The organism is Rhodococcus sp. Z6_132, assembly GCF_058133635.1.
The window spans coordinates 78,815-100,103 of the sequence record NZ_JBYUNP010000003.1 but is presented as its reverse complement, the minus strand read 5'-3'; the positions used below and the strand labels follow the sequence as shown (position 1 = coordinate 100,103).

At 72.7% G+C, this 21,289-nt stretch carries 21 protein-coding genes and 1 riboswitch; of the genes, 5 read left to right on the top strand and 16 right to left on the bottom strand.

From position 1 onward, the window contains the following. Positions 1-3: 3 nt before the first annotated feature. Positions 4-447 carry a DoxX family protein gene (locus AC3YO9_RS13630; RefSeq protein WP_241249651.1) on the top strand — a complete coding sequence of 148 codons (444 nt, stop codon included), beginning with the start codon at positions 4-6 and terminating at the stop codon, positions 445-447. A 208-nt stretch (positions 448-655) separates the two neighbouring features. After that, on the top strand, positions 656-2,953 hold the full coding sequence (locus AC3YO9_RS13625; RefSeq protein ID WP_489983546.1) for an MMPL family transporter: 2,298 nt from the start codon (positions 656-658) through the stop codon (positions 2,951-2,953). Between the two features lie 101 nt (positions 2,954-3,054). Here AC3YO9_RS13625 and AC3YO9_RS13620 read toward each other — a convergent pair whose 3' ends face one another. From AC3YO9_RS13620 to AC3YO9_RS13550, 15 genes are all read right to left on the bottom strand, one after another. Then, entirely contained in the window at positions 3,055-3,666 is a 612-nt protein-coding gene (locus tag AC3YO9_RS13620; RefSeq protein ID WP_127781975.1) for a TetR/AcrR family transcriptional regulator, read from the bottom strand. A gap of 61 nt (positions 3,667-3,727) precedes the next feature. Further along, positions 3,728-4,516: an N-acyl homoserine lactonase family protein gene (locus AC3YO9_RS13615; RefSeq protein WP_489983545.1), complete on the bottom strand. Its 789-nt coding sequence runs from the start codon at positions 4,514-4,516 to the stop codon at positions 3,728-3,730. Further along, positions 4,513-5,508, bottom strand: a complete 996-nt coding sequence (locus tag AC3YO9_RS13610; protein ID WP_489983544.1) for an ABC transporter permease — start codon at positions 5,506-5,508, stop codon at positions 4,513-4,515. The genes AC3YO9_RS13615 and AC3YO9_RS13610 overlap by 4 nt, the downstream gene beginning before the upstream one ends. A gap of 9 nt (positions 5,509-5,517) precedes the next feature. Further along, positions 5,518-6,396: an ABC transporter permease gene (locus AC3YO9_RS13605; protein ID WP_489983543.1), complete on the bottom strand. Its 879-nt coding sequence runs from the start codon at positions 6,394-6,396 to the stop codon at positions 5,518-5,520. Then, positions 6,396-8,225, bottom strand: a complete 1,830-nt coding sequence (locus tag AC3YO9_RS13600) for a dipeptide ABC transporter ATP-binding protein (RefSeq protein ID WP_489983542.1) — start codon at positions 8,223-8,225, stop codon at positions 6,396-6,398. The genes AC3YO9_RS13605 and AC3YO9_RS13600 overlap by 1 nt, the downstream gene beginning before the upstream one ends. Position 8,226: 1 nt before the next feature. Beyond that, positions 8,227-9,792, bottom strand: a complete 1,566-nt coding sequence (locus tag AC3YO9_RS13595) for an ABC transporter substrate-binding protein (RefSeq protein ID WP_489983541.1) — start codon at positions 9,790-9,792, stop codon at positions 8,227-8,229. A gap of 95 nt (positions 9,793-9,887) precedes the next feature. Further along, entirely contained in the window at positions 9,888-10,655 is a 768-nt protein-coding gene (locus tag AC3YO9_RS13590) for an SDR family NAD(P)-dependent oxidoreductase (RefSeq protein WP_127781969.1), read from the bottom strand. A gap of 1 nt (position 10,656) precedes the next feature. Next, positions 10,657-12,039, bottom strand: a complete 1,383-nt coding sequence (locus AC3YO9_RS13585) for a glutamate--ammonia ligase (RefSeq protein WP_489983540.1) — start codon at positions 12,037-12,039, stop codon at positions 10,657-10,659. A 14-nt stretch (positions 12,040-12,053) separates the two neighbouring features. Further along, the gene (locus AC3YO9_RS13580; protein ID WP_489983539.1) at positions 12,054-12,839 is read right to left on the bottom strand and encodes a creatininase family protein; all 786 of its coding nucleotides are present in this window, start codon (positions 12,837-12,839) and stop codon (positions 12,054-12,056) included. Next, positions 12,836-13,873: an isopenicillin N synthase family dioxygenase gene (locus tag AC3YO9_RS13575; RefSeq protein ID WP_489983538.1), complete on the bottom strand. Its 1,038-nt coding sequence runs from the start codon at positions 13,871-13,873 to the stop codon at positions 12,836-12,838. The genes AC3YO9_RS13580 and AC3YO9_RS13575 overlap by 4 nt, the downstream gene beginning before the upstream one ends. Positions 13,874-13,976: 103 nt before the next feature. Next, positions 13,977-14,078, bottom strand: a riboswitch (guanidine-I (ykkC/yxkD leader). 93 nt (positions 14,079-14,171) lie between these two features. Continuing rightward, the gene (locus AC3YO9_RS13570; protein ID WP_489984057.1) at positions 14,172-14,588 is read right to left on the bottom strand and encodes a GtrA family protein; all 417 of its coding nucleotides are present in this window, start codon (positions 14,586-14,588) and stop codon (positions 14,172-14,174) included. Between the two features lie 156 nt (positions 14,589-14,744). Continuing rightward, positions 14,745-15,734, bottom strand: coding sequence for an LLM class flavin-dependent oxidoreductase (locus tag AC3YO9_RS13565; RefSeq protein WP_489983537.1), 990 nt, complete (start codon positions 15,732-15,734; stop codon positions 14,745-14,747). Positions 15,735-15,829: 95 nt separating this feature from the next. Beyond that, the gene (locus AC3YO9_RS13560) at positions 15,830-16,963 is read right to left on the bottom strand and encodes an XdhC family protein (RefSeq protein WP_127781965.1); all 1,134 of its coding nucleotides are present in this window, start codon (positions 16,961-16,963) and stop codon (positions 15,830-15,832) included. Then, positions 16,956-18,107 (bottom strand): vWA domain-containing protein, encoded by a 1,152-nt coding sequence (locus AC3YO9_RS13555; RefSeq protein ID WP_489983536.1) that lies wholly within the window; start codon positions 18,105-18,107, stop codon positions 16,956-16,958. The genes AC3YO9_RS13560 and AC3YO9_RS13555 overlap by 8 nt, the downstream gene beginning before the upstream one ends. A gap of 11 nt (positions 18,108-18,118) precedes the next feature. Beyond that, on the bottom strand, positions 18,119-18,982 hold the full coding sequence (locus tag AC3YO9_RS13550; protein WP_206518080.1) for an AAA family ATPase: 864 nt from the start codon (positions 18,980-18,982) through the stop codon (positions 18,119-18,121). Positions 18,983-19,042: 60 nt separating this feature from the next. Between AC3YO9_RS13550 and AC3YO9_RS13545 the strand changes: the two genes are divergently transcribed. Continuing rightward, positions 19,043-19,915 carry an alpha/beta hydrolase gene (locus tag AC3YO9_RS13545; RefSeq protein ID WP_489983535.1) on the top strand — a complete coding sequence of 291 codons (873 nt, stop codon included), beginning with the start codon at positions 19,043-19,045 and terminating at the stop codon, positions 19,913-19,915. Between the two features lie 175 nt (positions 19,916-20,090). Further along, the gene (locus tag AC3YO9_RS13540) at positions 20,091-20,270 is read left to right on the top strand and encodes a hypothetical protein (protein WP_127781963.1); all 180 of its coding nucleotides are present in this window, start codon (positions 20,091-20,093) and stop codon (positions 20,268-20,270) included. An 87-nt stretch (positions 20,271-20,357) separates the two neighbouring features. Here AC3YO9_RS13540 and AC3YO9_RS13535 read toward each other — a convergent pair whose 3' ends face one another. After that, the gene (locus AC3YO9_RS13535; RefSeq protein WP_489983534.1) at positions 20,358-20,921 is read right to left on the bottom strand and encodes a nucleotidyltransferase family protein; all 564 of its coding nucleotides are present in this window, start codon (positions 20,919-20,921) and stop codon (positions 20,358-20,360) included. Positions 20,922-20,992: 71 nt separating this feature from the next. On the opposite strand from AC3YO9_RS13535, the gene AC3YO9_RS13530 reads away from it, so the two are divergent. Further along, entirely contained in the window at positions 20,993-21,289 is a 297-nt protein-coding gene (locus AC3YO9_RS13530) for a putative quinol monooxygenase (RefSeq protein WP_489983533.1), read from the top strand.

Here is a 21,289-nt window from a genome sequence, read left to right as displayed (position 1 = left end):
CGCATGAGAGCCCCCCGCACGAGAGCCGCCCGAGTGCTGACCAACGCCCTGCCCGGGGCCGCCCTGGTGCGCGCGACCCGGTTGCTGCGCAACCCCGAGCACCGTCGGGTGGCGCTGCTCGCCGGTGGGCTCGGCGGGTCGTCGGTGGTGCACGCGGTGCGCCCGCAGGTGTTCGAGCCGATCATCCCGCCGGGCATCGGCGACGCCCGGCGCTGGGTGTACGTCAGCGGCGTTGCCGAGGCGGCGTGCGCGGCGCTGCTGCTCGTCCCTGCCACTCGACGCCTGGGCGGCTGGGTGAGCGCCGCGGTGCTGGTCGGCGTCTTCCCCGCCAACGTGTACTCGGTGAAGGTGGTGTCCCGGTCCAAGCCGCTGCAGGCCGTGGCCCTGGCTCGCCTGCCCCTGCAGGTCCCCATGATCACTGCCGCGCTGCGCGTCGCCAAGGGCTGAGCCGCCACCGGCGCTGGTGGCGCCCCGGCGCAGTGTGCCCAGAATCACTTTTTTGCATCCGCCGCAACATTGCCCTGGCGGACAGGTGAATACACGCTTGGTCGACTGCTGCCGCGCTCACGCTGGCTGAGCGGGTCCTGACCATCGGACGCGCCGGGAGAGGGCGCCGTCGTGCCCAGCACTGCCCCGCCTCACCCCTGGAGTCCTGATGGCGAACTACCTCTACCGGCTGGGAAAGCTGGCCTACCGGCGCAAGGGCCGCGTCATCGGGGCGTGGGTGTTCCTGCTGGTGCTGCTCGGTGTCACCGCCTCCACGCTGTCCGGACCGACGGTGGACACCTTCTCCATCCCCGGCACCCCGGCCACGGAGGCCCAGGAGCTGCTCAAGGAGCGCTTTCCCTCGGCCGGCGCCGACGACCTGATCAACACCCCCACCGAGCGGTTCATCTTTGCCGCGCCGGCGGGCCAGACGCTGAGCTCCCCGCAGAACCAGGCGGCGATGGACAAGGTCGTCGCCGACCTCAAGACGATCGCCCAGGCCAAGAGTCCGGACACCCTGGTCAACCCGGTGGTGGCCGCCGCTGCGCTGGTGCAGGCCGCCGAGGGGGCGGGCAAGTCGCCGGAGGACGCCGCGGCGCTGTCGCCGCTGAGCCCAGACGGCACGGTCGGCTACCTCTCCATGAGCTTCACCGGCGCGATCACCGACATCACCCCGGAGACCCGCGACCAGCTGAAGGCCGCCGCCGAGCTCGGCCGCAGCGAGGGGCTGACGGTGGAGATGACCGGCACCGCCGCCGCGGAGCAGGCCGGCGGCCAGGCCGCCGAGCTGATCGGCCTGGCCGTGGCCGCCGTGGTCCTCACCATCACCTTCGGCTCGCTGGTGGCGGCCGGGCTGCCGCTGCTGATGGCCATCATCGGCATCGCGGTGGGCAGCCTGGCCATCACCACCGCCAGCGGCTTCTTCGACCTCAACTCCGCCACCCCGACGCTGGCCATCATGATCGGCCTGGCGGTGGCGGTCGACTACTCGCTGTTCATCCTCTCGCGCTACCGCAACGAGGTGGGCAAGGTCGGCAACCGCGAGGAGGCGGCCGGGCGCGCGGTGGGCACCGCAGGGTCTGCGGTGGTGTTCGCCGGACTCACCGTGATCATCGCCCTGGTGGCGCTGCGGGTGGTGAACATCCCGTTCATGGCCACCATGGGCTACGCCGCCGCGTTCACCGTGGCCATCGCCGTGGTGCTCGCCCTCACCCTGCTGCCGGCCATCCTCGGCCTGCTCGGCGAGAAGGCCTTCGCCGGCCGGATCAAGGGCATCACCGACCACGACGCCGAGGAGAACAAGGACCTGGTCACCAACGGCCTGCGCTGGGCGCGGCTGGTCCGCCGCGTCCCGGTGCTCACCCTGGTGGCCGGCGTGGTGCTGCTGGGCGTGCTGGCCATCCCCGCCGCCAACCTCGAGCTGGCCCTGCCCAACGACTCCACCGCCGACCCCGACACCACCGAGCGCAAGGCCAGCGACCTGGTCACCGGCGCGTTCGGCGCCGGCGTGAACGGCCCGTTGATCGTGGTGGTGGACGCCTCCCAGGCCACCGTGCCCAAGGCCGAGGCCTTCGCCCAGGTGGTCGCCACCATCAAGGCCCAGGGCGACGTGGCCAACGCCCAGGTGCTGGCGGTCAACCCGGCCGGAGACACCGCGCAGCTGACGGTGATCCCCTCCAGCTCGCCCAGCAGCACCGCCACCCACGACCTGGTCAGCCACATCCGCGACGCCGAGGGCGAGCTCAACCGCACCACGGGAGTGAGCATCGGGGTCACCGGCCAGACCGCCATCGAGGGCGACGTCTCCGAGCGGCTGTCCAGCTCGCTGGTGCCCTACCTGGCCGTGGTGATCGGGCTGGCGTTCCTGCTGCTGATGCTGGTGTTCCGCTCGATCCTGGTGCCGCTGACGGCGACGCTCGGCTTCCTGCTCAGCGTGCTGGCCACGTTCGGGGCCACCGTGGCGATCTTCCAGGAGGGCGCCCTCGGGCTGATCGCCAACCCGCAGCCGATCGTCAGCATGATGCCGATCTTCCTGATCGGCGTGGTGTTCGGCCTGGCCATGGACTACCAGGTGTTCCTGGTGACCCGGATGCGGGAGGAGTACGTGCACGGCGCGACGCCCAAGGACGCCGTGACCTCCGGCTTCCACCACGGTGCTCGGGTGGTCACCGCCGCCGCGATCATCATGATGTCGGTGTTCGGCTCGTTCATGCTGGGCGACAACGCCTTCATCAAGTCGATCGGGTTCGCCCTCGCCGCTGCCGTGCTGTTCGACGCCTTCGTGGTGCGGATGGTGATCATCCCGGCGGTGATGACTCTGCTCGGCTCGGCCGCGTGGTGGCTGCCGAGGTGGCTGGACCGCATCCTGCCCAACGTGGACGTGGAGGGCGAGCAGATCCTCAAACAGCTCGACGCCAGGGACACCCGCCAGCACAGCGACCCCGAGGAGCCGGTCGCGGTGTCCTGACCGGCCGCGTAGCGTCTTCTCCCAGCCATTCGTCGCCCTGGCCGCGAGGGATGCGCAGCGCTGGGGGGTGGCGCTGCACCAAGCCAGGGTCGCGGGTGGTGCTAGCTCTTCTCGGCGTACATCAGCCGCAGCATCCGAGCCAGCGCCTGCGTGGCTGCCGACGCCGGCGCCACTCCCTCGGCGATGTCGAAGAACGCCACCCCGTCCACCACGGCGAGGGTGAGCCGGGCTGTCGCTGGGTCGGCGGGCAGCCCACCCTTGGCCAGCACCACGCTCACCAGCCGCAGCAGCTCGGCGTTGTAGTCGTGCACCAGCGGACGCATGCGCGGGTGCCGACCGGCCTCCAGGTAGCGCTCGTACATGGCCATCACCCCCGTCGGAGTGGCCGAGGACGCCTCCGCCGGGCGGGCGGTGGCGATCTCCAGCACGGCGGCGGCCAGCGCGTCGGGCGTCTCCAGGCGCTCGGGCAACCGACCGACCAGCTCGTGGGTGGCAATGGTCCAGCGCTGGATCACTGCGGCGAGCGCCTCGTGCTTGAGGTCCTCGAGGTCCGGGAAGTAGTGAGTGGCCGCGGACACCGGCAGGTCGGCTCGTCGGGCGGCGGAGCGGTGGCTGATCGCGGTGATCCCGCGCTCCAGCAGCAGCCCGGCGGCGGCGTGGACCAGCGCAGCCGTGCGGTGCTGACCTCGGGTGGAGCGCGCGGGGGCGGACATGGGCGAACCGTCGCACGCCGTCGGCGCGCTGGTCAACGGTGAGTGATGCGATCGGCCGGGATCACGCCAGCTCGGCGGTGAGCGCCGGCCAGACCTCCGGGTCGTGGCCGGGCACCAGGCGGTAGCCGGTGCTCCGGGCGATCTCCTTCAGCCGCAGGATCGGGCCCAGGGTGTCCTCGGCCGGCACGTGCACCGTGCCGCCGACGGGTCGCTCCTCGTCCAGGTTGACCTGCAGGTCGGCGGCGTCGAAGGCGAACACGTAGCCGCTGCCGTCCTCGAGGTCCACCACGAAGCTCTGGTGTCCGGGGGTGTGCCCGGCGGTGAGCACCGCCGACACCCCGGGCACGATCTCGGCGTCGCCCTGCGCGCGCACCCACTGCAGCCCCGGGTTGTCGAAGTCCGCCCGGAAGATGCCGTGATCCACGGCGTCGTCGGCGCTGAGGCCGTAGGCCAGCTCCGCGTCCTGCACGTGCACCGGGACGTCGCTCCCGGCGAAGTGGTGCAGCCCGCCGCAGTGATCGTTGTGCAGGTGCGACACCGCCACCACCGCGATGTCGGCCACGGTGAGGCCGTGCCGGGCCAGGCCCTGCTCCAGCGGGGCGTCCTCGCCCGGCGGCAGCGACGGCTGGATGGAGGACTCCCGCGGGTGGTACCGCTCGCGCAGCACCGGGTTGGTCAGCAGCTCGGTGTTGAAGCCGGTGTCCAGCAGCACCCAGCCGTCGGTGGTGTCCAGCAGGACGGCGGGCACGGGCTCGCGGATGCGCTCACCCGCCGGTGCGCCGAGCAGCGAGTAGGCCAGCGGCAGGTCCTCGTAGCCCAGCGTCAGCGGGACCACCTTGCGCACGCTCATCGGGTGATCCTGGGGTCGGCGGCCGCCTGCAGCAAGTCGACGACGGAGTTGACCACCACGTAGATGGCTCCGAGGACCAGCGTCACCCCGGCGATGGCCGGGAAGTCCGCGCGGGGGATGGCCTGCACCACGTACAGCCCGATGCCCGGCCAGGCGAACACCGACTCCAGCACCACCACGCCGGCGAACATCAGCCCCACCTGCACGCCGGCCATGGACAGCGCCGGGCCCGCCGAGTTGCGCAGCCCGTGGCGCAGCAGCACCTGCACCTCGCGCAGGCCCTTGGCGCGGGCGGTGCGCGCGTGGTCGCCCTGCAGGTTGGTCAGCAGCGAGCTGCGCAGCGTGCGGGCGATCGCCACTGCCGGGCCCAGCGCCAGGCAGACGGCCGGCATCACCAGGTGGCGGATCGCGTCGCTGAGGACGTCCATCCGCCCCTGCACCAGCGAGTCGACGACGAGCAGCCCGGTGGGCCCGTCGGGGGCGTCGTAGAAGGACGACCTGCCGGTGGCGGGCAGCCAACCGAGGGTGCGGTAGAAGAGCAGGATCCCCAGCACCGCCAGCAGGAACACCGGTGCCGAGGCCCCGGCGACCAGCCCGACCCTGAGCACCCCGGCGCCGCGCCAGCGCGAGGCGGCGGCGATGCCCAGCCCGGTGCCCAGCACCACCGCCAGGACCAGCGCCGCCACAATCAGCTCCACGGTGGCGGGCAGGTAGGTGGCCAGGTCGGCGGAGACCGGCTGGCGGGTGCGCAGCGAGTCCTGGAAGTCGCCGTGCAGCAGGCCGCCGACGTAGTCGACGTACTGCACCACCAGCGGACGGTCCAGCCCGAGCCGAGCGGTCTCGGCATCCACCAGCTGCTGGGACGCGTTGGCCCCCAGCTTGGCCCGGACGCTGTCGATGGGGGTGTTCTTCTGCAGCAGGAAGACCACCGCGGTGAGGAACAGCAGCACCGCGACGGCGCCAGCCACTCTCGTGAGCACGAAGCGCAGCACGTCGGTCTCCTATCGGTCGGCGAGCAGGTTGCGGAGCGCGTCACCGGCGAGGTTGGCGACCAGGGCGAGCAGCAGCACCGCGACGCCGGGCATCACCGGCACCCACCAGTGCTCGAGCAGGTTGGACATGCCTCGTGCCGCCATCCCGCCCAGCTCGGGCGCGGGGGCGGGGGCACCGAGGCCGAGGAAGGACAGCGCCGCCAGGGTGATGATCAGGTTGCCCATGTCCAGGCTGGCCGCCACCAGCGTGGAGACCAGCGCCCCGGGCAGCAGGTGCTTCAGCGCGATGCGCACCGGACCCACCCCGGAGAGCCGGGCGGCCTCCACGTGCGGGCGGGCGGCCTGGGCCCGGACCTCGCCACGCACGATGCGGGCGTAGAACGGCCACCACACGATCATCACGGCGAGCAGGGTGTGGGTCAGCGAGGGACCGAGGGCGGCCACCACGCAGATCGCCAGGAGCGGCCCGGGCAGCGCCAGGAACGCGTCCGTCAGGCGCATCAGCAGCGAGTCCACCCAGCCACCCACGGCGCCGGCCACCACACCGACCAGCCCGCCCACCACCACTCCCGAGGCGATCACCAGCAGCGCCGACAGCCACGAGGAGCGGATGCCCTCCAGGACCCGCGAGAAGATGTCGCGGCCCACCTCGTCGGTGCCCAGCAGGTGCCCGCCGCCCGGGGCGAGGAAGGCCTCGCCGGCCGGCACCGACGTGGAGTGCGGGGCCAGCAGCGGGGCGAGCAGGGCCACCGCGAACACCACCGCCAGCGCAGCCAGGGCCGCGGTGTCGCTGATGCCCAGCCGGCGCAGCACGTGGTGGGCCCCGGCCGTCCGGCCCCTGCCCCACCGCTGCAGTGCTGGTCTCGTGCGATCCGCTGTCGTCACCATCACGCGGCTCCTGTCTCGGTGGTGAGCAGGGTGCCCGTGCGGCGGCGGCCGGGTCGCGGGGCGGCGTCCAGCAGCGCGCGGGTGTACGGGTGCGAGGGTGCGTCCACGACCTGTTCGGCGTCGCCCTCCTCCACGATGCGGCCCTTGGTCATCACCGCGATCCGGTCGGCGGCCACCCGGGCGGCAGCCAGGTCGTGGGTCACGAACAGCACCGCCATGTCCAGCTCGCGGCGCAGCCGACCCAGCAGGTTGAGCACGGTGGCCACCAGCGAGACGTCCAGCGCGGAGGTCGGCTCGTCGCACAGCAGCACCCGGGGCGGCACGATCACCGCTCGCGCCAGCGACGCCCGCTGGCGCTGCCCCCCGGAGAGCTGACGAGCCCGTGCGGACGCCACCTCGGCGGGCAGACCCACCAGGGCGAGCGCGCTGCGCACCGCCGCGGCCCGCTCCCGCCGGGGCACTCCCTCGGCCCGCAGCCGGTCGGTGAGCAGGTCACCGATGGTCGACCACGGCGTCATGGACGAGCCCGCGTCCTGGAACACCATCTGTGGACGCCCCCCACGGCCCAGCTCGACGTCGCCGGAGTCGGGCGGGACCAGCCCGGCCACCACCCGCAGCAGGGTGGACTTGCCGCAGCCGCTCTCCCCCACCAGGGCCAGGCACTCCCCGGGCTGAACTGACAGGTCCACCCCGTCCAGCGCCTGCAGGGTGCCACCACCGGCGAGCGGGAACGCCTTGCGCACCTCGGTGAGCACCACGCCGGGGTACTCCTTCTGCACCTGGCGGAACACCGGCCCGGCGGGCCACTGCGCGGTGGAGGCCAGTGCGCGGGCCAGCTCGTCCAGCCGCTCGGGCTGGGTGCAGGCCACCAGGTGCCCGGGGGCCGCCGCCTCCAGCGGCACCGGTTCGTCGCAGGCCGCCACGTGCAGCGCGCAGCGGGGGCCGAACGGGCACCCGGGCGGGTGGTCCTTGGGGCTCGGCGGCTCTCCGCCCAGGGTGGGCAGCGGGTGCGCGCGGTCCGACGTCGGAGTGAGCCGGGTCTGCAGCAGCCCCAGCGTGTAGGGCTGGCGGGGCGCCTCCAGCACCGCGGCGGTGGGGCCCACCTCGAGCAGCTTCCCGCCGTAGAGCACCGCGATGCGGTCGGCGATCTCCGAGGCGACCCCGAGGTCGTGGGTGATGAACACGAAGGAGCAACCCAGCTCCGTGCGCAGGCTCACCACCAGCTCCAGGATCTGTGCCTGCACGCTGACGTCCAGGGCGGTGGTGGGTTCGTCGGCCACCACCAGCGAGGGGCTGCCGGCCACGGCCATCGCGATCATCACCCGTTGGCGCAGTCCACCAGAGAGCTCGTGCGGGTAGGCCCGCAGGCGCGACTTGGCCTGCGGCACCCCGACGGCGTCGAGCAGCCGCAGCGCCTCCTGGGCGGAACCCGCCTTCTCCTCGACCTGCCTGCCCACCCGCATCGTGGGGTTCAGCGAGGTCATCGGGTCCTGGAACACCGCACCGAGGTGGTCGCGGCGAAGCAGCCGGCGCCGCTCCGCGGTGGCGGTCAGCACGTCGGTGCCGGCCACCACCACCTGCCCCGACGTCCGGGGGGCCGGGCTGGTCGGCAGCAGGCCGAGCAGGGAGAGCCCGAGGACGCTCTTGCCCGATCCTGACTCGCCGACCAGCCCGATGATCTCTCCGCGGCCGATCTCCAGCGACACGCCCCGGAGCGAGGGCACCTCGCTGCCGTTGCGCTGAAACGTGACGTGCAGGTCCTGCACCGAGACCAGGGCCTCGGCGGCAGTGGAGACGGGGGTGTGGCCCGGGGCCGCAGAGAGGGTCATGTCACTCCTTCACGAGGTCGCCGAGACGCACGGTGTTGAGGGTCGGCAGCTGGTGGACGAGGTTGCCGATGCCCTTGCGGGCGATCACCGTCTCCTTGACGTCGGCGATGTCCAGCCACAGCCCGGAGGCGGCGATGGCGTCACCGGCCGCGGCGTAGGCCTTGCTGACCTCGGCGGGATCGGCGGCGTTGAGCCCGCGGTCCATGGCCGCGTCGGCGGCGGGCACCGAGGACTGCAGCCAGTTCAGCGAGCCCGCGGTGCTCATGAAGATGCGGGCGTAGGTGTCCGGGTGCACCGCGTCGGGGTTGAGGGTGGACAGCACCATGTCCGGCCGGGCGCTCTCCGGCTGGTTGGGCAGGTCGAAGGCCTGGGCCATGGGGATCGGCCGGGTGGTCACCTGCAGGCCGGCGGCGGAGAGCTTGGTCTGGATGAGCTCGGCCATCCGCTGGTTGGTGGAGTCATCGTTGACGTAGGCCAGGTCGACCTTCTTGTTGCCCAGCCCGCTCACCAGGTTCTTCAGCACCGACGGGTCGACGGGTGCGGTGGTGGAGCCCCCGGTCGCCTGCTGCGCCGCCGGGTACACCTGGGTGCTCGGGGTGGCCCGGTCGCCGTAGACCGTCCGCACCAGCTCCTCGCGGTCCAGGGCCTGACGCACCGCCAGACGCACCTTCTGGTCGGTGAAGACCCCCTTGTTCTCGTCCAGGAACAGGAAGCTCTTGAACACCGCCGGGAAGTCGGTGACGGTGAAGCCGGGGTTGCTGCGGAACGAGCTGATGTCGTCGGTGGTGAAGCCGTGCAGGCTCATGTCCAGCTGCCCGCCCTCCAGCTGCAGCCGCTGGGTGGAGGTGTCCGGGATGATCGAGAAGACCACCTTGCCGTAGGCGGCCTTGGTCCCCCAGTACCCGTCGTAGCGGCTGAGCACGTAGCGCTGGCCGTTGATGAACTCGGTGAGCGTGAACGGGCCGGTGCCGGCGTCGTGGTCCTTGAGGTAGCTCTGGGCGTGGTCGGAGCCGGCGTGGTCGGCGAGCACCTTGGGACTGACCATCTTGGGTCCGTAGGGGGCGGCGAGGTAGTCCAGGAACGCGCTCACCGGCTTGCCCAGGGTGACCACGAAGGTCATCGGGTCCGGGGTGGTCATGTCCACCACCTCGCTGAGCATGTACGCCGGGGCGCTGTTGACGTCCAGCCGGCGCTGGAAGCTGGTCTTGGCCGCGGCGGAGTCCAGCGAGGTGCCATCGTGGAAGGTCACGCCCGGACGGATGGCGAAGGTGTAGGTCTTGCCGTCCGGGGACACCGTGTAGGACGAGGCGAGGGCCGGCTCGACCTCGGTGGAGTCCGGCTTGTAGCGGACCAGGCCCTCGTAGACCGAGGTGGTGAGGGCGTTGCCCTCGATCTCGTAGAAGATGTCCGGGTCGGGCACCTGCATGTCGGCGTTGAAGGCCAGCCGCAAGGTGTCGCCGCCGGCACCTCCGCCGGAGGCCCCGCCGCCACAGGCCGAGAGGACGAGCGCGGCCGTGGTGGCCAGACCGGCCAGCACCGCCATCCGGGACTTTCGGGTTCGCTTCATGGGAGACCTTTCTCGGGTGCAGCGGGGCGAGGAGGTGGGACGAGGCGCTGGTGCAGGACGGGGCTGGGGCAGGACTGGGCTGGTGCAGGACGGGGCTAGTGCAGGACGGATCCGCCGTTGACGCAGAGGGACTGGCCGGTGACGTAGCCGGCCGCGGGGCTGGCGAGGTAGCTGACGGCGGCACCCACGTCGGCGGGGGTGCAGAAGCGACCGGCCGGGATGGCGGCCAGGTACCCGGCGCGGACGGTGTCGGGGCTGGCGCCGGTGTGCACGGCCTGGCTGTGCCACTCGGCGTCGACCATGTCGGTCTCGCAGGTGCCGGGGCACACCGCGTTGACCGTGACCCCGGTGGCGGCCAGCTCCAGCGCGGTGGACTGGGTGAGCCCGACGACGGCGAACTTGCTGGCGGCGTAGGCGCCCAGCAGGGCTCCACCCTGCACGCCGAGGTCGCTGGCCAGGTTGACGATCCGGCCGGACCCGCGTGCCACCAGCACCGGGGTGGCCGCCTGGATGCCGTGCAGCGTGCCCAGCACGTTCACCGCGAGCATCCGCTCCAGCTCAGCGGCGGGGGTGTCCTGCACCGGTGCCAGCAGCGACACCCCCGCGTTGTTCACCCACACCGCCAGGTCGCCGAGCTCGGCAGCGGCGGCCACCAGGGCGGCGGCGGTGGCGGCCTCGCGGACGTCGCCGGCCACGGTCACCGCCCGCACCCCGCACAACCGCACCGCCTGCGCGGTGGCCTCCGCTCCGGCGGCGTCCGAGCAGTAGCCGAGCACCAGGTGGTGGCCGGCGTCGGCGAGGGACTCCGCGATGCCCCGGCCCAGGCCGCGGCTGGCACCGGTGACCACCGCTACGGGAGCCACCTCACAGCCCCAGCAGGTAGCGGTCGCGCTCCCAGGGAGTGACCTGGGCGTGGTACTCGTCCCACTCGGCGTGCTTCATGTTCACGTAGTCCTCGACGAACCCGCCGGGGAACACCTCGTGCACCAGCTCGTCGCGCTCGAACGCCTCCGTCGCCTCCAGCAGGGTGCGCGGCAGCCGGGTGCTGTTGGTGCCCAGCTGCTGGCGGCCGTCGGTGAGGGCGCTGTCCACCGGCTCGCCCGGGTCCATGCCCTTGGCGATGCCGTCCAGGCCGGCGGCGAGCAGGAACGCCGCCGCCAGGTAGGTGTTGGCCGCGGAGTCCACCACCCGGTTCTCCACCGCGGGCCGGTTCTTGGGCAGCCGCAGCATGCAGGAGCGGTTCTGCTCGCCGTAGGCGGAGTACACCGGCGCCCACGAGGCGCTGCCGTCGGCCAGCCGCGGGTTGAGCCGCTTGTAGGAGTTCACCGTGGGCGTGGTGATGGCCGACAGCGCGCCGGCGTGCTTCATGATCCCCGCGGTGAAGCAGTAGGCGATCTTGCTCCAGCCCTTGCCGCGCACGTCACCGGCGTCGCGCATCAGGTTCTCCCCCGTGCCCACGTCCTCCAGGCTCATGTTGAAGTGGTGGCCGCTGCCCCAGGACTCGGTGTAGGGCTTGGGCATGAAGGTGGCCAGCAGGCCGTGCTGCTTGGCGACCTGGCGGGCCATCAGCCGGAAGAAGGAGATGCGGTCGGCCATCACCAGCGCCGGGGCGTAGTCGAAGTCGAACTCGAACTGAGCGTCGCCGCCCTCGTGGTCGAAGCTGTAGACACCGAAGTCGGACTCCTGCATGGCCGAGACCATGGCGTCCAGGAACGGCATCGCGTCCAGCGTCGGCTCCAGGTCGTAGGCCGGGGTGGGCCGCATGGAGCCGCTGCGCGCCGTCGGCACCAGGTAGCCGTCGGCGCGCTCCAGCGAGGCCGGGTCGAAGGCGAAGAACTCCGTCTCCACTCCGAGGTTCATGGCGAAACCCGCGTCTGCCGCGGCAGCGACCTGGCGCTTGAGGATGGAACGAGGGCAGTGCACGAAGGGCTGGTCTCCGTCGAAGAGCAGGTCGGCGGCCATCCACGCGATGCTGCGGTCCCAGGGCAGCACCCGCAGCGTCGCCGGGTCGGGCATGGCCACCGACTCGTCCTCGTTGGGGGTCATCGTGCCGAGACCGCTGATGCCGCGTGGGGTGTAGCGCTCGGAGCCGGCCAGCAGGTTGGGCAGGTGGTCGATCGGCACGACCTTGGACTTGCTGCGCCCGTGCACGTCGATCCAGCCACCCACGGCGTACTTGACGCCGTCGGCGGCCAGCTCGGCAGCGAGCTGGGTGTGGGCAGGGTTGATCCCGTGCGTGGTGTCCATCAGGGTCTCCTTGGTCAGCAGGCAGTGAAGGTCGGGGTGGGGGCGGGACCGAGCGGTGGCTCCTCGGTGCGGCCCCGGGTGACGCGGTCGGCGATGGCGTCGGCGACTCGGTCGAGCAGGGAGTGGCCGAGCTCGGCGGTGGCTTCGGAGGGCCGTCCGGTGACGCCGTTGGTGGACAGCGCCGGTGCGGTGTAGCGGAAGACCAGGTCAGCGGTGCGGTCCGGGTCGTCGCCGTCGGCACAGCGGTCGAGGTGCACCAGGTGCGGCGCGACGGCCATCACCATGGCGGTCTCGCCTCGGTTGGCATGGATGTCCTCCCCGTCGCTGGTCAGCTCGGCCCGGACGGTGGGATCGGCGTCCCACCAGTCCAGGAAACCCACCCGCAGGTCGGGGCGGAACAGCCTCAGGTGGTCGGTGGCGATACCCAGCGCGGCGGCGTTGCCCATGTGCGCGTTGACGAACAGCAACCGGCGCAACCCCGATGCTGCGGCCCACTCGGCGTAGGAGCGCACCACCTGGGCCAGCAGCTCCGGGCTCACCGACAGCGTTCCCGGCAGCACCGTGCCGTGGCCGTAGCTGCAGCCCACCGGGATGGGCGGCAGCACGATCGCCCCGCACCGTGCCGCCGCCGCCTCGCACACCGCGGCGGCGACGAGGGTGTCGGTGCCGGTGGGCAGGTGCGGACCGTGCTGCTCGACGGCGCCGACGGGAACCAGGCCCACGTCGTGACCGCCGTCGGGGCGCGCGCCCAGGCCCTGCAGCTCCGGCCACGCCTGCTCGGCCCACTGCAGCGCGCTCACGAGGCCTGTTCCTGCCGCGCGCCCTGGCCGAAGGTGCCCCGGCCCAGGGCGCCGTCGGGCAGCACCAGCTCGCCGCGGGCCATCCGCTGCTGCAGGTAGGTGAAGGTCTGTGCGGTCTGCGCCAGCAGGTGGTCGCCGGCGACGATGCCCGGGCCCGGTTCCTGGCCCTCGGCGAGGAACTGCGGCAGCGGGGCCACCACGGTGTCGTAGTCGACGTTGAAGAACAGCGGGAACGACCAGCGCTCCTCGGCCACCTTGCGCACCCGGTGGGTGGTGGCCACCAGCTGGCCGTTGGTCCACACCTCCAGCAGGTCCCCGACGTTCACCACGTAGGCGTCCGGACGGGGCGGGGCGTCGATCCACACCCCGTCGCCGTTGAGCACCTCCAGCCCGGGGGCGGTGGAGCGCAGCAGGGTGAAGCACTCGTAGTCGGTGTGGGCACCAATGCCTTGCACGTCGTGGGCGTCGGGTTCGTAGGGGTAGTGGATCAGCCTCAGCTGGCTGGGCGGGGTCGTGACGTGGCTGTCGAACAGCGCCGGGTCCTCGCCCAGCGCCATGGCAAAGCCGCGCAGCAGCACTCGGCCCAGCGCCATGGCCGCGTCGTAGTACGCCCCGACCTGCTCCCGAAAGCCCGGCAGGTCCGGCCACTGGTTGGGTCCGAGCAGCCCGGGTCCGACGGCCACCGCGGGGTGATCGGCGGGCAGGTCCAGGGAGAGGTCGTAAGCCTCCTTCAGGTCGCGACTCTGCCCGCCCAGCACCTCCTCACCGACCGGCACGTAACCGCGGTGGTTGCTCGACCGTCCGATGTAGACACTCATCTTGCGCTCGTCGGGCTGGTCGAAGAACCGCTGGGCCGCGGCGACCAGGTCGTCGTAGAGCGCGGGGTCGAGACCGGTGCCGGTGACGTAGAGGAAGCCGACGTCGCGCGCGGCCGCGCCCAGCTGGGCGGCAACCGCAGCCTGGTCGGCCGGGTCGTCGCTGAACAACCCCGAGACGTCGACCTCAGGAATCTCGGTGAAGGCCGGGGTGCTCACGAGGCACCACCGGTGTTGCGGGCGCAGCGAAAAGAGGGGGCCAAGGACATGACTGCTCCTGCGGAGGCTCAGGGTGGGCGCAGGCAGAGCACGCCGTCTGAAGGTCTCCCGGGCTTTTGTCCCGCCGTGGACGCCGGCCGCTCGGCCGCCGCTGCACCCCTCGGTCCAGTCCCGGCGAGCCGGCGGAACCCTAGGTGCGCCTCGCCCCTGCGGGCGAGTCAGGAGTCATGCAACACGGGCAGCGTTCCGTCCTCGCGTCCATGCTGTTTCCAGTTCGTGAACCGCGCGCCGGGCAGCGTCAGGCGTCGACGCCCTGGCGGCGGGGGGTGAACACCCAGCCGCGCAGCGCCACGAAGCGCAGCACCCCGACCACCGCGCTGACCGCGATCACCAGCAGCACCTGGGTGAGCGGTGCCGCCCCGGGGAACCACACGTGCAGCACCCCCAGGGTGAGCGAGCTCATCACCAGCCCGATGAGCCCGAGCGCGCCACCCTCCCACTGCGCCGACCACCAGCTCACCCGCTCGGCAGCGTTGAAGGTGAGCCGGCGGTGCAGCTCGTTGGCCAGGGCGGTGCTGAGCACCACGCCGACCACGTTGGCCACCAGGTAGCCCCAGGCCGCCAGCACGGTGAAGGTGCCGGCGTAGACGATGTTGCTGGACCCGCCCACCAGCGCGAAGCGGATGAACTGGCGCACCACGTGGTCGGGGCGCATCCGGGTGGGACGCACCCGGCCACGCAGCCACGACGGCGCCCAGTAGGGCAGCGCTGCCGGTTCCGCGGGCTGGGCGGGCTCGTCCTCCTCCTGCGCCGAGGCCGCCTGTGTCACGGCCGCAGTCTGCCAGGGCTCACGCCGCGCAGCTCCGCAGGCTCACGCGGGAACGCCCATGTCGCTGACCTCGGCGAGCAGCTCGTAGGAGCGCAGCCAGCTGTTGCGGTCGTTGGCCGAGGCCACGATCAGCTCGTCGGCCTGGGCGTGGACGGCGAACTTGTCCAGGTACTCCCGCGCCTCGGTGGGGGTGCCGACCGCGGAGTAGTGCGTCATCTGCCGGATCTGCTGGCCGGCGGGGGCCTCCAGGATCATGTCGGCCTCCTCGTCGGTGAAGGTGCGCCCACGGCCCAGCAGCAGCGACACCCGGGCCCGCCGGGCAGCAAGCAGCTGCAGCTCGGCCTCCTCGGTGGTGTCGGCCACCACGATGTTCACCCCGGCGATGACGTAGGGCTCGGACAGCTGCGCCGACGGGCGGAACTCACGCCGGTAGATGGTCACCGCGTCCTGCAGGGCGCCAGGGGCGAAGTGCGAGGCGAAGGCGTAGGGCAGGCCCAGCGCCGCGGCCAGCCGGGCGCCGAACAGCGAGGACCCCAGGATGTAGAGCGGGACGTGGGTGCCGCGGCCGGGGGTGGCGTTGACGCCGGGGATCAGCGACTCCTCCCCCAGGTAGCCCTGCAGCTCCTGCACGTCCTGCGGGAAGCTCTCCGCCGACGCGGGGTCGCGCCGCATGGCGCGCATGGTCTGCTGGTCGCTGCCCGGCGCGCGACCCAGCCCGAGGTCGATGCGCCCGGGGTGCAGCGTCTCCAGGGTGCCGAACTGCTCGGCGATGGTCAGCGGTGCGTGGTTGGGCAGCATCACGCCGCCCGCGCCCAGCCGGATGCGCTCGGTGTTGGCGGCCACGTGCGCGATGAGCACGGCGGTGGCGGAGGAGGCGATGGTGCCCATGTTGTGGTGCTCGGCGTACCAGACGCGGCGGTAGCCCAGCTGCTCCGCGCGCTGCGCCAGCGCCACGCTGCGGTCAAAGCTCTCGCGCACGGTCTCGCCCTCACCGATGTGGGCAAGGTCCAGGATGGAGAGTGGGACGGTCACAGCGATCAGCCTTTCCTCGAGCAGAGCTCTCCCGGGTGACTCCCCGGGTGCACAGTTACCAACCGTGACGACGCCCGATTGCTTCCCGAGGCGCCTCAGCCGGGCCGGTGGATGGCACCGTCGGTCCGCGTCAGCGGCACCCCGTCGCCGCCCCAGCGCGCGGCGATGATCTCCGCGGCGATGGACACCGCGGTCTCCTCGGGCGTGCGGGCACCCAGGTTCAGCCCGATCGGGCTGTGCAGCCGGGCCAGCTGGGCGTCGGTCACCCCCCGCTCGCGCAGCCGCGCCTCGCGGTCGTCGTGGGTGCGCCGTGACCCCATCGCCCCCACGTAGGCCGGGCGCACCTTCCAGTCCTCGTCGCCCAGCGCCAGCTCCAGCAGCGGCACGTCGAACTTGGGGTCGTGGGTGAGCACCGCCAGCACCGTGCGCCCGTCCAGGCGTCCGGCGTCGCGCTCGGCCCGCAGGTAGCGGTGCGGCCACTCCACCACCACCTCGTCGGCGTCCGGGAACCGCTGGGGGGTGGCGAACACCGCACGGGCGTCGCACACGGTCACCCGGTAGCCGAGGAAGGCCCCGATCTTCGCGGCGGCAGCGGCGAAGTCGATGGCACCGAAGACCAGCATCCGGGCGCGCGGGGCGTAGGAGGAGACGAACACCTCCATGCCGTCGCCCAGCCGCTCCCCGTCCGGGCCGTACTCCAGGATGGCGTTGCGCCCGGCCGCCAGCAGCCCGCGGCCGTCGTCGGTGACGGCGGCGTCGCTGCGCGCCGAGCCCAGGGTGCCGCTGGTGGAGTCGGCGAACAGCACCAGCCGCTGCCCCACCCGCGCGGGGTCGGGGTGCCGGGTGGTGGTGGCCACCGCCACCGGGACCCCGGCGCGGATCGCCTCGGCCACCTCACCCAGCTCGGGGAAGCTGGTGGGGTCGATGCGCTCCACGAAGACGTCCAGGATGCCGCCGCAGGTGAGGCCCACGGTGAACGCGTCGTCGTCGGAGACGCCGTAGCGCTGCAGCTGCGGCACCCCGTCGGCCACCACCTGCTGGGCCAGCTCGTACACCGCACCCTCCACGCAGCCGCCGGAGACGCTGCCCACCACGGCGCCGTCGCCGCCGAGCATCATCGACGCCCCGGCCTGCCGCGGCGAGGACTTCCAGGTGCCCACCACGGTGGCCAGCGCGATGGGCTCGCCCCGCCGCCACCAGTGCTCGGCCTCGTCCAGCACGTCACGCACCTGCCACCACCTCCAACAGCTCGTCCAGGGCTTCCAGCGAGTGTCCGGACACCAGCTCGTGCAGGTGCGGCAGCGCCGCCACGATGCCCGACTGCACGGGCTCGTACCCTGCTCGACCCACGTGCGGGTTGACCCACACCACCGCGCGCGACAGCCGGGCGAGGCGGCCCACCTGCTCGCCCAGCAGCTCAGCGCCGCCGCGCTCCCAGCCGTCGCTGAACACCACCACCACCGCGCCACGAGCCATCCCCCGCTGCCCCCAGCGGTCGGTGAAGACCTTGAGGGTCTCCCCCAGCCGGGTGCCGCCTGCGTAGTCGGGCACCGCGGCCGCGGACAGGCGCAGGGCCATCTCCGCGTCGCGGTGGCGCAGCGCGCGGGTGAGCCGGGTGAGGCGGGTGCCCAGGGTGAAGGTCTCCACCGTGGCCGGCGCGGCCGTGGTGAGCACGTGTGCGAAGCGGAGCAGGGCGTCGGCGTAGGGCGTCATGGAGCCGGAGACGTCCACCAGCAGCACCAGCCGGCGCGGTCGACGGCTGCGGCGGTGCATCGACGGCCGCGCCACCTCGCCCCCGGCCTGCAGCATGGAGCGCACGGTGGCGCGGGGATCGACACTCCCGCGGCGGGCCGGACGCCGGCGCACCGCCCGCCGGGTGGCCGGGCGGTAGCGCAGGGCCGTGAGCAGGCTGCGCAGGTGCTCGCGCTCGGCGGCGCTCAGCTCGCTGAAGTCCTTGTGCCGCAGCCGCTCCTCGGCACTGGCCGCGGTGCTCAGCTGCTCGGCCTCCTCGGTGTCCGCACCCGTCTGCGGGTGGGGGCCGGTGAGGGAGGCGCTGACGCTGGGCAGCGAGACCAGCTCCTCGCTGGTCGCCGAGCGGGTGGTGGTGGCGCCGAACCAGGCCAGGAACGCGGCGTCGTAGCGGGGCAGGTCGTCGGGCTGCGAGCACAGGGTGATGCGCCCGGCCCAGTAGACCTGGTCGGGGCTGGCGGCGCTGAGCTCGGAGACGGCGGCGACGAACGCCAGTCCGCGACCGGCGTCGGCGGCCACCCCCGCCGCACGCAGCACCCGCACGAAGCCCAGCAGCCCCAGCACCGGCTGGGCCGGCTGCTCGGACGTTTGGCGCGGGGCCGGCGCTGCCTGGGGAGCGGTCATGGCGGCACCGCTCACCCGAACAGCAGGGCGTCGAGGCCGGACTTGATCACCTTGTCGTTGTCCTCCCGGTACTTCAGCACCGCGCCCAGCGTGGCGGCAGCGCTCTGCACGTCCAGGGAGGTGCGGCCGAGCGCGGTGAGCGCGGCGGTCCAGTCCAGGGTCTCGGCCACCCCGGGCGGCTTGAGCAGGTCCAGGGTGCGCAGGGTGCGGCTGGCCTGGGCGACCTGGCTGACCAGCGTCTCCGGCGCCTCCGGGAGGTGCTCGTGCACGATGGCCACCTCCCGCTCGAGGTCGGGGTGCTCCAGCCAGTGGTAGAGGCAGCGCCGCTTGAGCGCGTCGTGCACCTCGCGGGTGCGGTTGGAGGTGAGCACCACCAGCGGCGGCACCTCCGCGCGGATCTCGCCCAGCTCGGGGATGCTCACCTTGTTCTCGGCCAGCACCTCCAGCAGGAACGCCTCGAACTCGTCGTCGGCGCGGTCGATCTCGTCCACCAGCAGCACGCACGGCGCCTGCCGCAGCGCCTGCAGCAGCGGGCGGGCGATGAGGAAGCGCTCGGAGTACAGCTCGGTGTCGTCCACCGGTCCGCCACCGCTCTCCAGCGCCCGCAGGTGCAGCAGCTGGCGGGGGAAGTCCCAGTCGTAGAGGGCCTGGCTGGCGTCGATGCCCTCGTGGCACTGCAGCCGCACCAGCGGCACGTCCAGCGCCCGGGCCAGTGCCATGGCCAGCGCCGTCTTGCCGGTGCCCGGCTCGCCCTCGCAGAACAGCGGGCGCTGCATCTTCAGCGCCAGGAACGCCGCGGTGGCGATGCCCTCGTCCGGCAGGTATCCGACGTCGCGCAGGGCGGCGGCGAGGTCAACGGGAGAGGTGATGTCCACCCTCGCACCCTAGACGGGTTCCGTTCGGCCACGAGCGGAGCCAGCGGGCAGGATCAGCCGGTGCTGTTTCCTGACTTCGCCACCGACCACCTCGACACCGGCGACGCCACCATCGCCGTCCGCCACGCCGGGTCGGGCCCGCCGGTGCTGCTGCTGCACGGCTTCCCGCAGACCTCGGCGATGTGGCACCGGGTGGCGCCGGCGCTCGCCCGCGAGCACACCGTGGTGGTGCCCGACCTGCGCGGCTACGGCAGCTCCAGCAAGCCCGCCGCGAGCGACGACCACGCCGCGCACAGCTTCCGGGCGATGGCCGCCGACCAGGTGGCGGTGATGCGGGCGCTGGGCCACGACCGCTTCGCCGTGGTGGGCCACGACCGCGGCGCTCGGGTGACCCACCGGATGGCGCTGGACCACCCCGAGCGGGTGGAGCGGCTGGCGGTGCTGGACATCGTGCCCACCGCGCACGTGCTGGCCACCGCCGACCTCACCCTCGCCCAGCGCTACTACCACTGGTTCTTCCTGAGCCGGCCCGAGCCGCTGCCGGAGACCCTGATCGGCGGCGACCCGGTGTTCTTCCTGCACGCCAACCTCGGGGCGCTGGGCGGGAGCCTGGACGACTACGACGCCGAGGCGCTGGCGGAGTACGAGCGCTGCGCCCGGGACCCGGGCACCGTGCGCGGCTGGTGCGAGGACTACCGGGCGGCGCTGTCCATCGACGCCGCCCACGACCGCGCCGACGCCGACCGGCTGCTCACCCAGCCGCTGCTCGCGCTGTGGGGCGCACGCGGCGCGGTGGCCGAGCTCTACGACCCGCTCGCCGTGTGGCGCGGGTACGGCTCTGACGTGCGTGGCCAGGCGGTGGACGCCGGGCACTTCCTGGTGGAGCAGCGACCCCAGGAGTGCACCACGCTGCTGCAGCAGTTTCTCAGCTGACGTCGCGGCGCACTGCCTGGAGGACGAGGGGTGTTTCCGTCTCGCCTCGATGCCACAATGACGCGGTGACTCATGAGGAGCTCAGCTGGTGGCGGGTGCGCCGGGCTGACGGAGACCAAGACGCTCTCGTCGGCGGGTAACAGCTCTCGCCGGGCGTCTTCTCCGAGGAGCCTGCATGTCTGCTCACCACCGGGTCCACGACCCTGACCCCCGTCCGAACCGCACCGACGCCACCCCGTGCTGCGAGGCCACCGACCCCGACGGCTGGGGCTTCATCTGCACGATGGAGCCGGACCACGACGGTGACCACGTCGCGGGCAACGGCATCTCGATCTCCGAGGTCTGGCCGCAGTAGCACTCCGACTGACGCAGCAGGTTCCCCCTTCCGTGCGACGGGGGAACCTGCTGTTGGCCAGCCAGCTGCCGCGCGCCGGCGGACCAGTCAGGCTGGCTCCGGAGTGTCGTGGTCAGCCCCGGTGGCCAGGTCACCGCACTCCACCAGCACCACGTCGGGGCGCCCGCGCAGGAAGTCCCGCGCACCCGCGTCGCCGGTGGCGGTGTCGATCACCGCACCGAGGTGGTGGCGCCCGAACAGCACCGGGTGCCGCGGCGCACCGTGGAAGCTCGCCCGCACCAGCGCAGTGTCCAGCGAACCGGCGGCCACCCCCAGCACCCGCGCCACCACGTCCGCGCCCACGTCCGGGGTGTCCACCAGCTGCACCAGCGCCGCACCGGCGTCGCGCTCGCGCGCCGCCCGCAGCCCCGCCCGCAGCGACGCCGCCATCCCGCTCTGCCAGTCCGCGGCCATCACCACCTCGACACCCTCGGGCGCCAGGGCACGGGCCTGCTCTGCCGCCGCGCCCAGCACCACCACCACCTGGTCGCAACCGCCGGCACGCAGCGCCGTCACCGCCCCGCGCAGCCAGGACCCGTCGTGCGCCAGCGCCTTGGGGCTGCCGTACCGGGTGCCGGCTCCGGCGGCCAGCAGCACTCCCACGACGGTCACGCGCCCATGGTGCCTGATACAACTTGAGATCCAGACCACAACCCAGCCACCCCGCAACCCGAGGAGCCACCATGGCCATCACCGCGCACCTGGACCTGCTGTTCAAGCCCGAGTCGGTGGAGCAGGCCCGCGAGCTGTTCCACCAGGTGCTCACCGACACCCGGGCGTTCGAGGGCTGCCTGGGCGTGGAGGTGCTGGTGGACGAGTCCAACGAGGCGCACTGGCTGGTGAGCGAGCAGTGGGCGTCGGCCGAGGCGGACGCCGCCTACCGCGAGTTCCGGGCCGGGCCGGGCGCGATCACCGAGCTGGGACCGCTGCTGGCCGGGGCCCCCTCGCTGACCAAGTTCACCGTGGACGACCGCGTCTGA

Bases quoted from the DNA above. Each gene is read 5' to 3' on its own strand.
- AC3YO9_RS13630 (WP_241249651.1), top strand. From the start codon at position 4: ATGAGAGCCCCCCGCACGAGAGCCGCCCGAGTGCTGACCAACGCCCTG.
- AC3YO9_RS13625 (WP_489983546.1), top strand. From the start codon at position 656: ATGGCGAACTACCTCTACCGGCTGGGAAAGCTGGCCTACCGGCGCAAG.
- AC3YO9_RS13620 (WP_127781975.1), bottom strand. From the start codon at position 3,666: ATGTCCGCCCCCGCGCGCTCCACCCGAGGTCAGCACCGCACGGCTGCG.
- AC3YO9_RS13615 (WP_489983545.1), bottom strand. From the start codon at position 4,516: ATGAGCGTGCGCAAGGTGGTCCCGCTGACGCTGGGCTACGAGGACCTG.
- AC3YO9_RS13605 (WP_489983543.1), bottom strand. From the start codon at position 6,396: ATGGTGACGACAGCGGATCGCACGAGACCAGCACTGCAGCGGTGGGGC.
- AC3YO9_RS13600 (WP_489983542.1), bottom strand. From the start codon at position 8,225: ATGACCCTCTCTGCGGCCCCGGGCCACACCCCCGTCTCCACTGCCGCC.
- AC3YO9_RS13595 (WP_489983541.1), bottom strand. From the start codon at position 9,792: ATGAAGCGAACCCGAAAGTCCCGGATGGCGGTGCTGGCCGGTCTGGCC.
- AC3YO9_RS13585 (WP_489983540.1), bottom strand. From the start codon at position 12,039: ATGGACACCACGCACGGGATCAACCCTGCCCACACCCAGCTCGCTGCC.
- AC3YO9_RS13570 (WP_489984057.1), bottom strand. From the start codon at position 14,588: ATGCGCCCCGACCACGTGGTGCGCCAGTTCATCCGCTTCGCGCTGGTG.
- AC3YO9_RS13555 (WP_489983536.1), bottom strand. From the start codon at position 18,107: ATGACCGCTCCCCAGGCAGCGCCGGCCCCGCGCCAAACGTCCGAGCAG.
- AC3YO9_RS13540 (WP_127781963.1), top strand. From the start codon at position 20,091: ATGTCTGCTCACCACCGGGTCCACGACCCTGACCCCCGTCCGAACCGC.
- AC3YO9_RS13530 (WP_489983533.1), top strand. From the start codon at position 20,993: ATGGCCATCACCGCGCACCTGGACCTGCTGTTCAAGCCCGAGTCGGTG.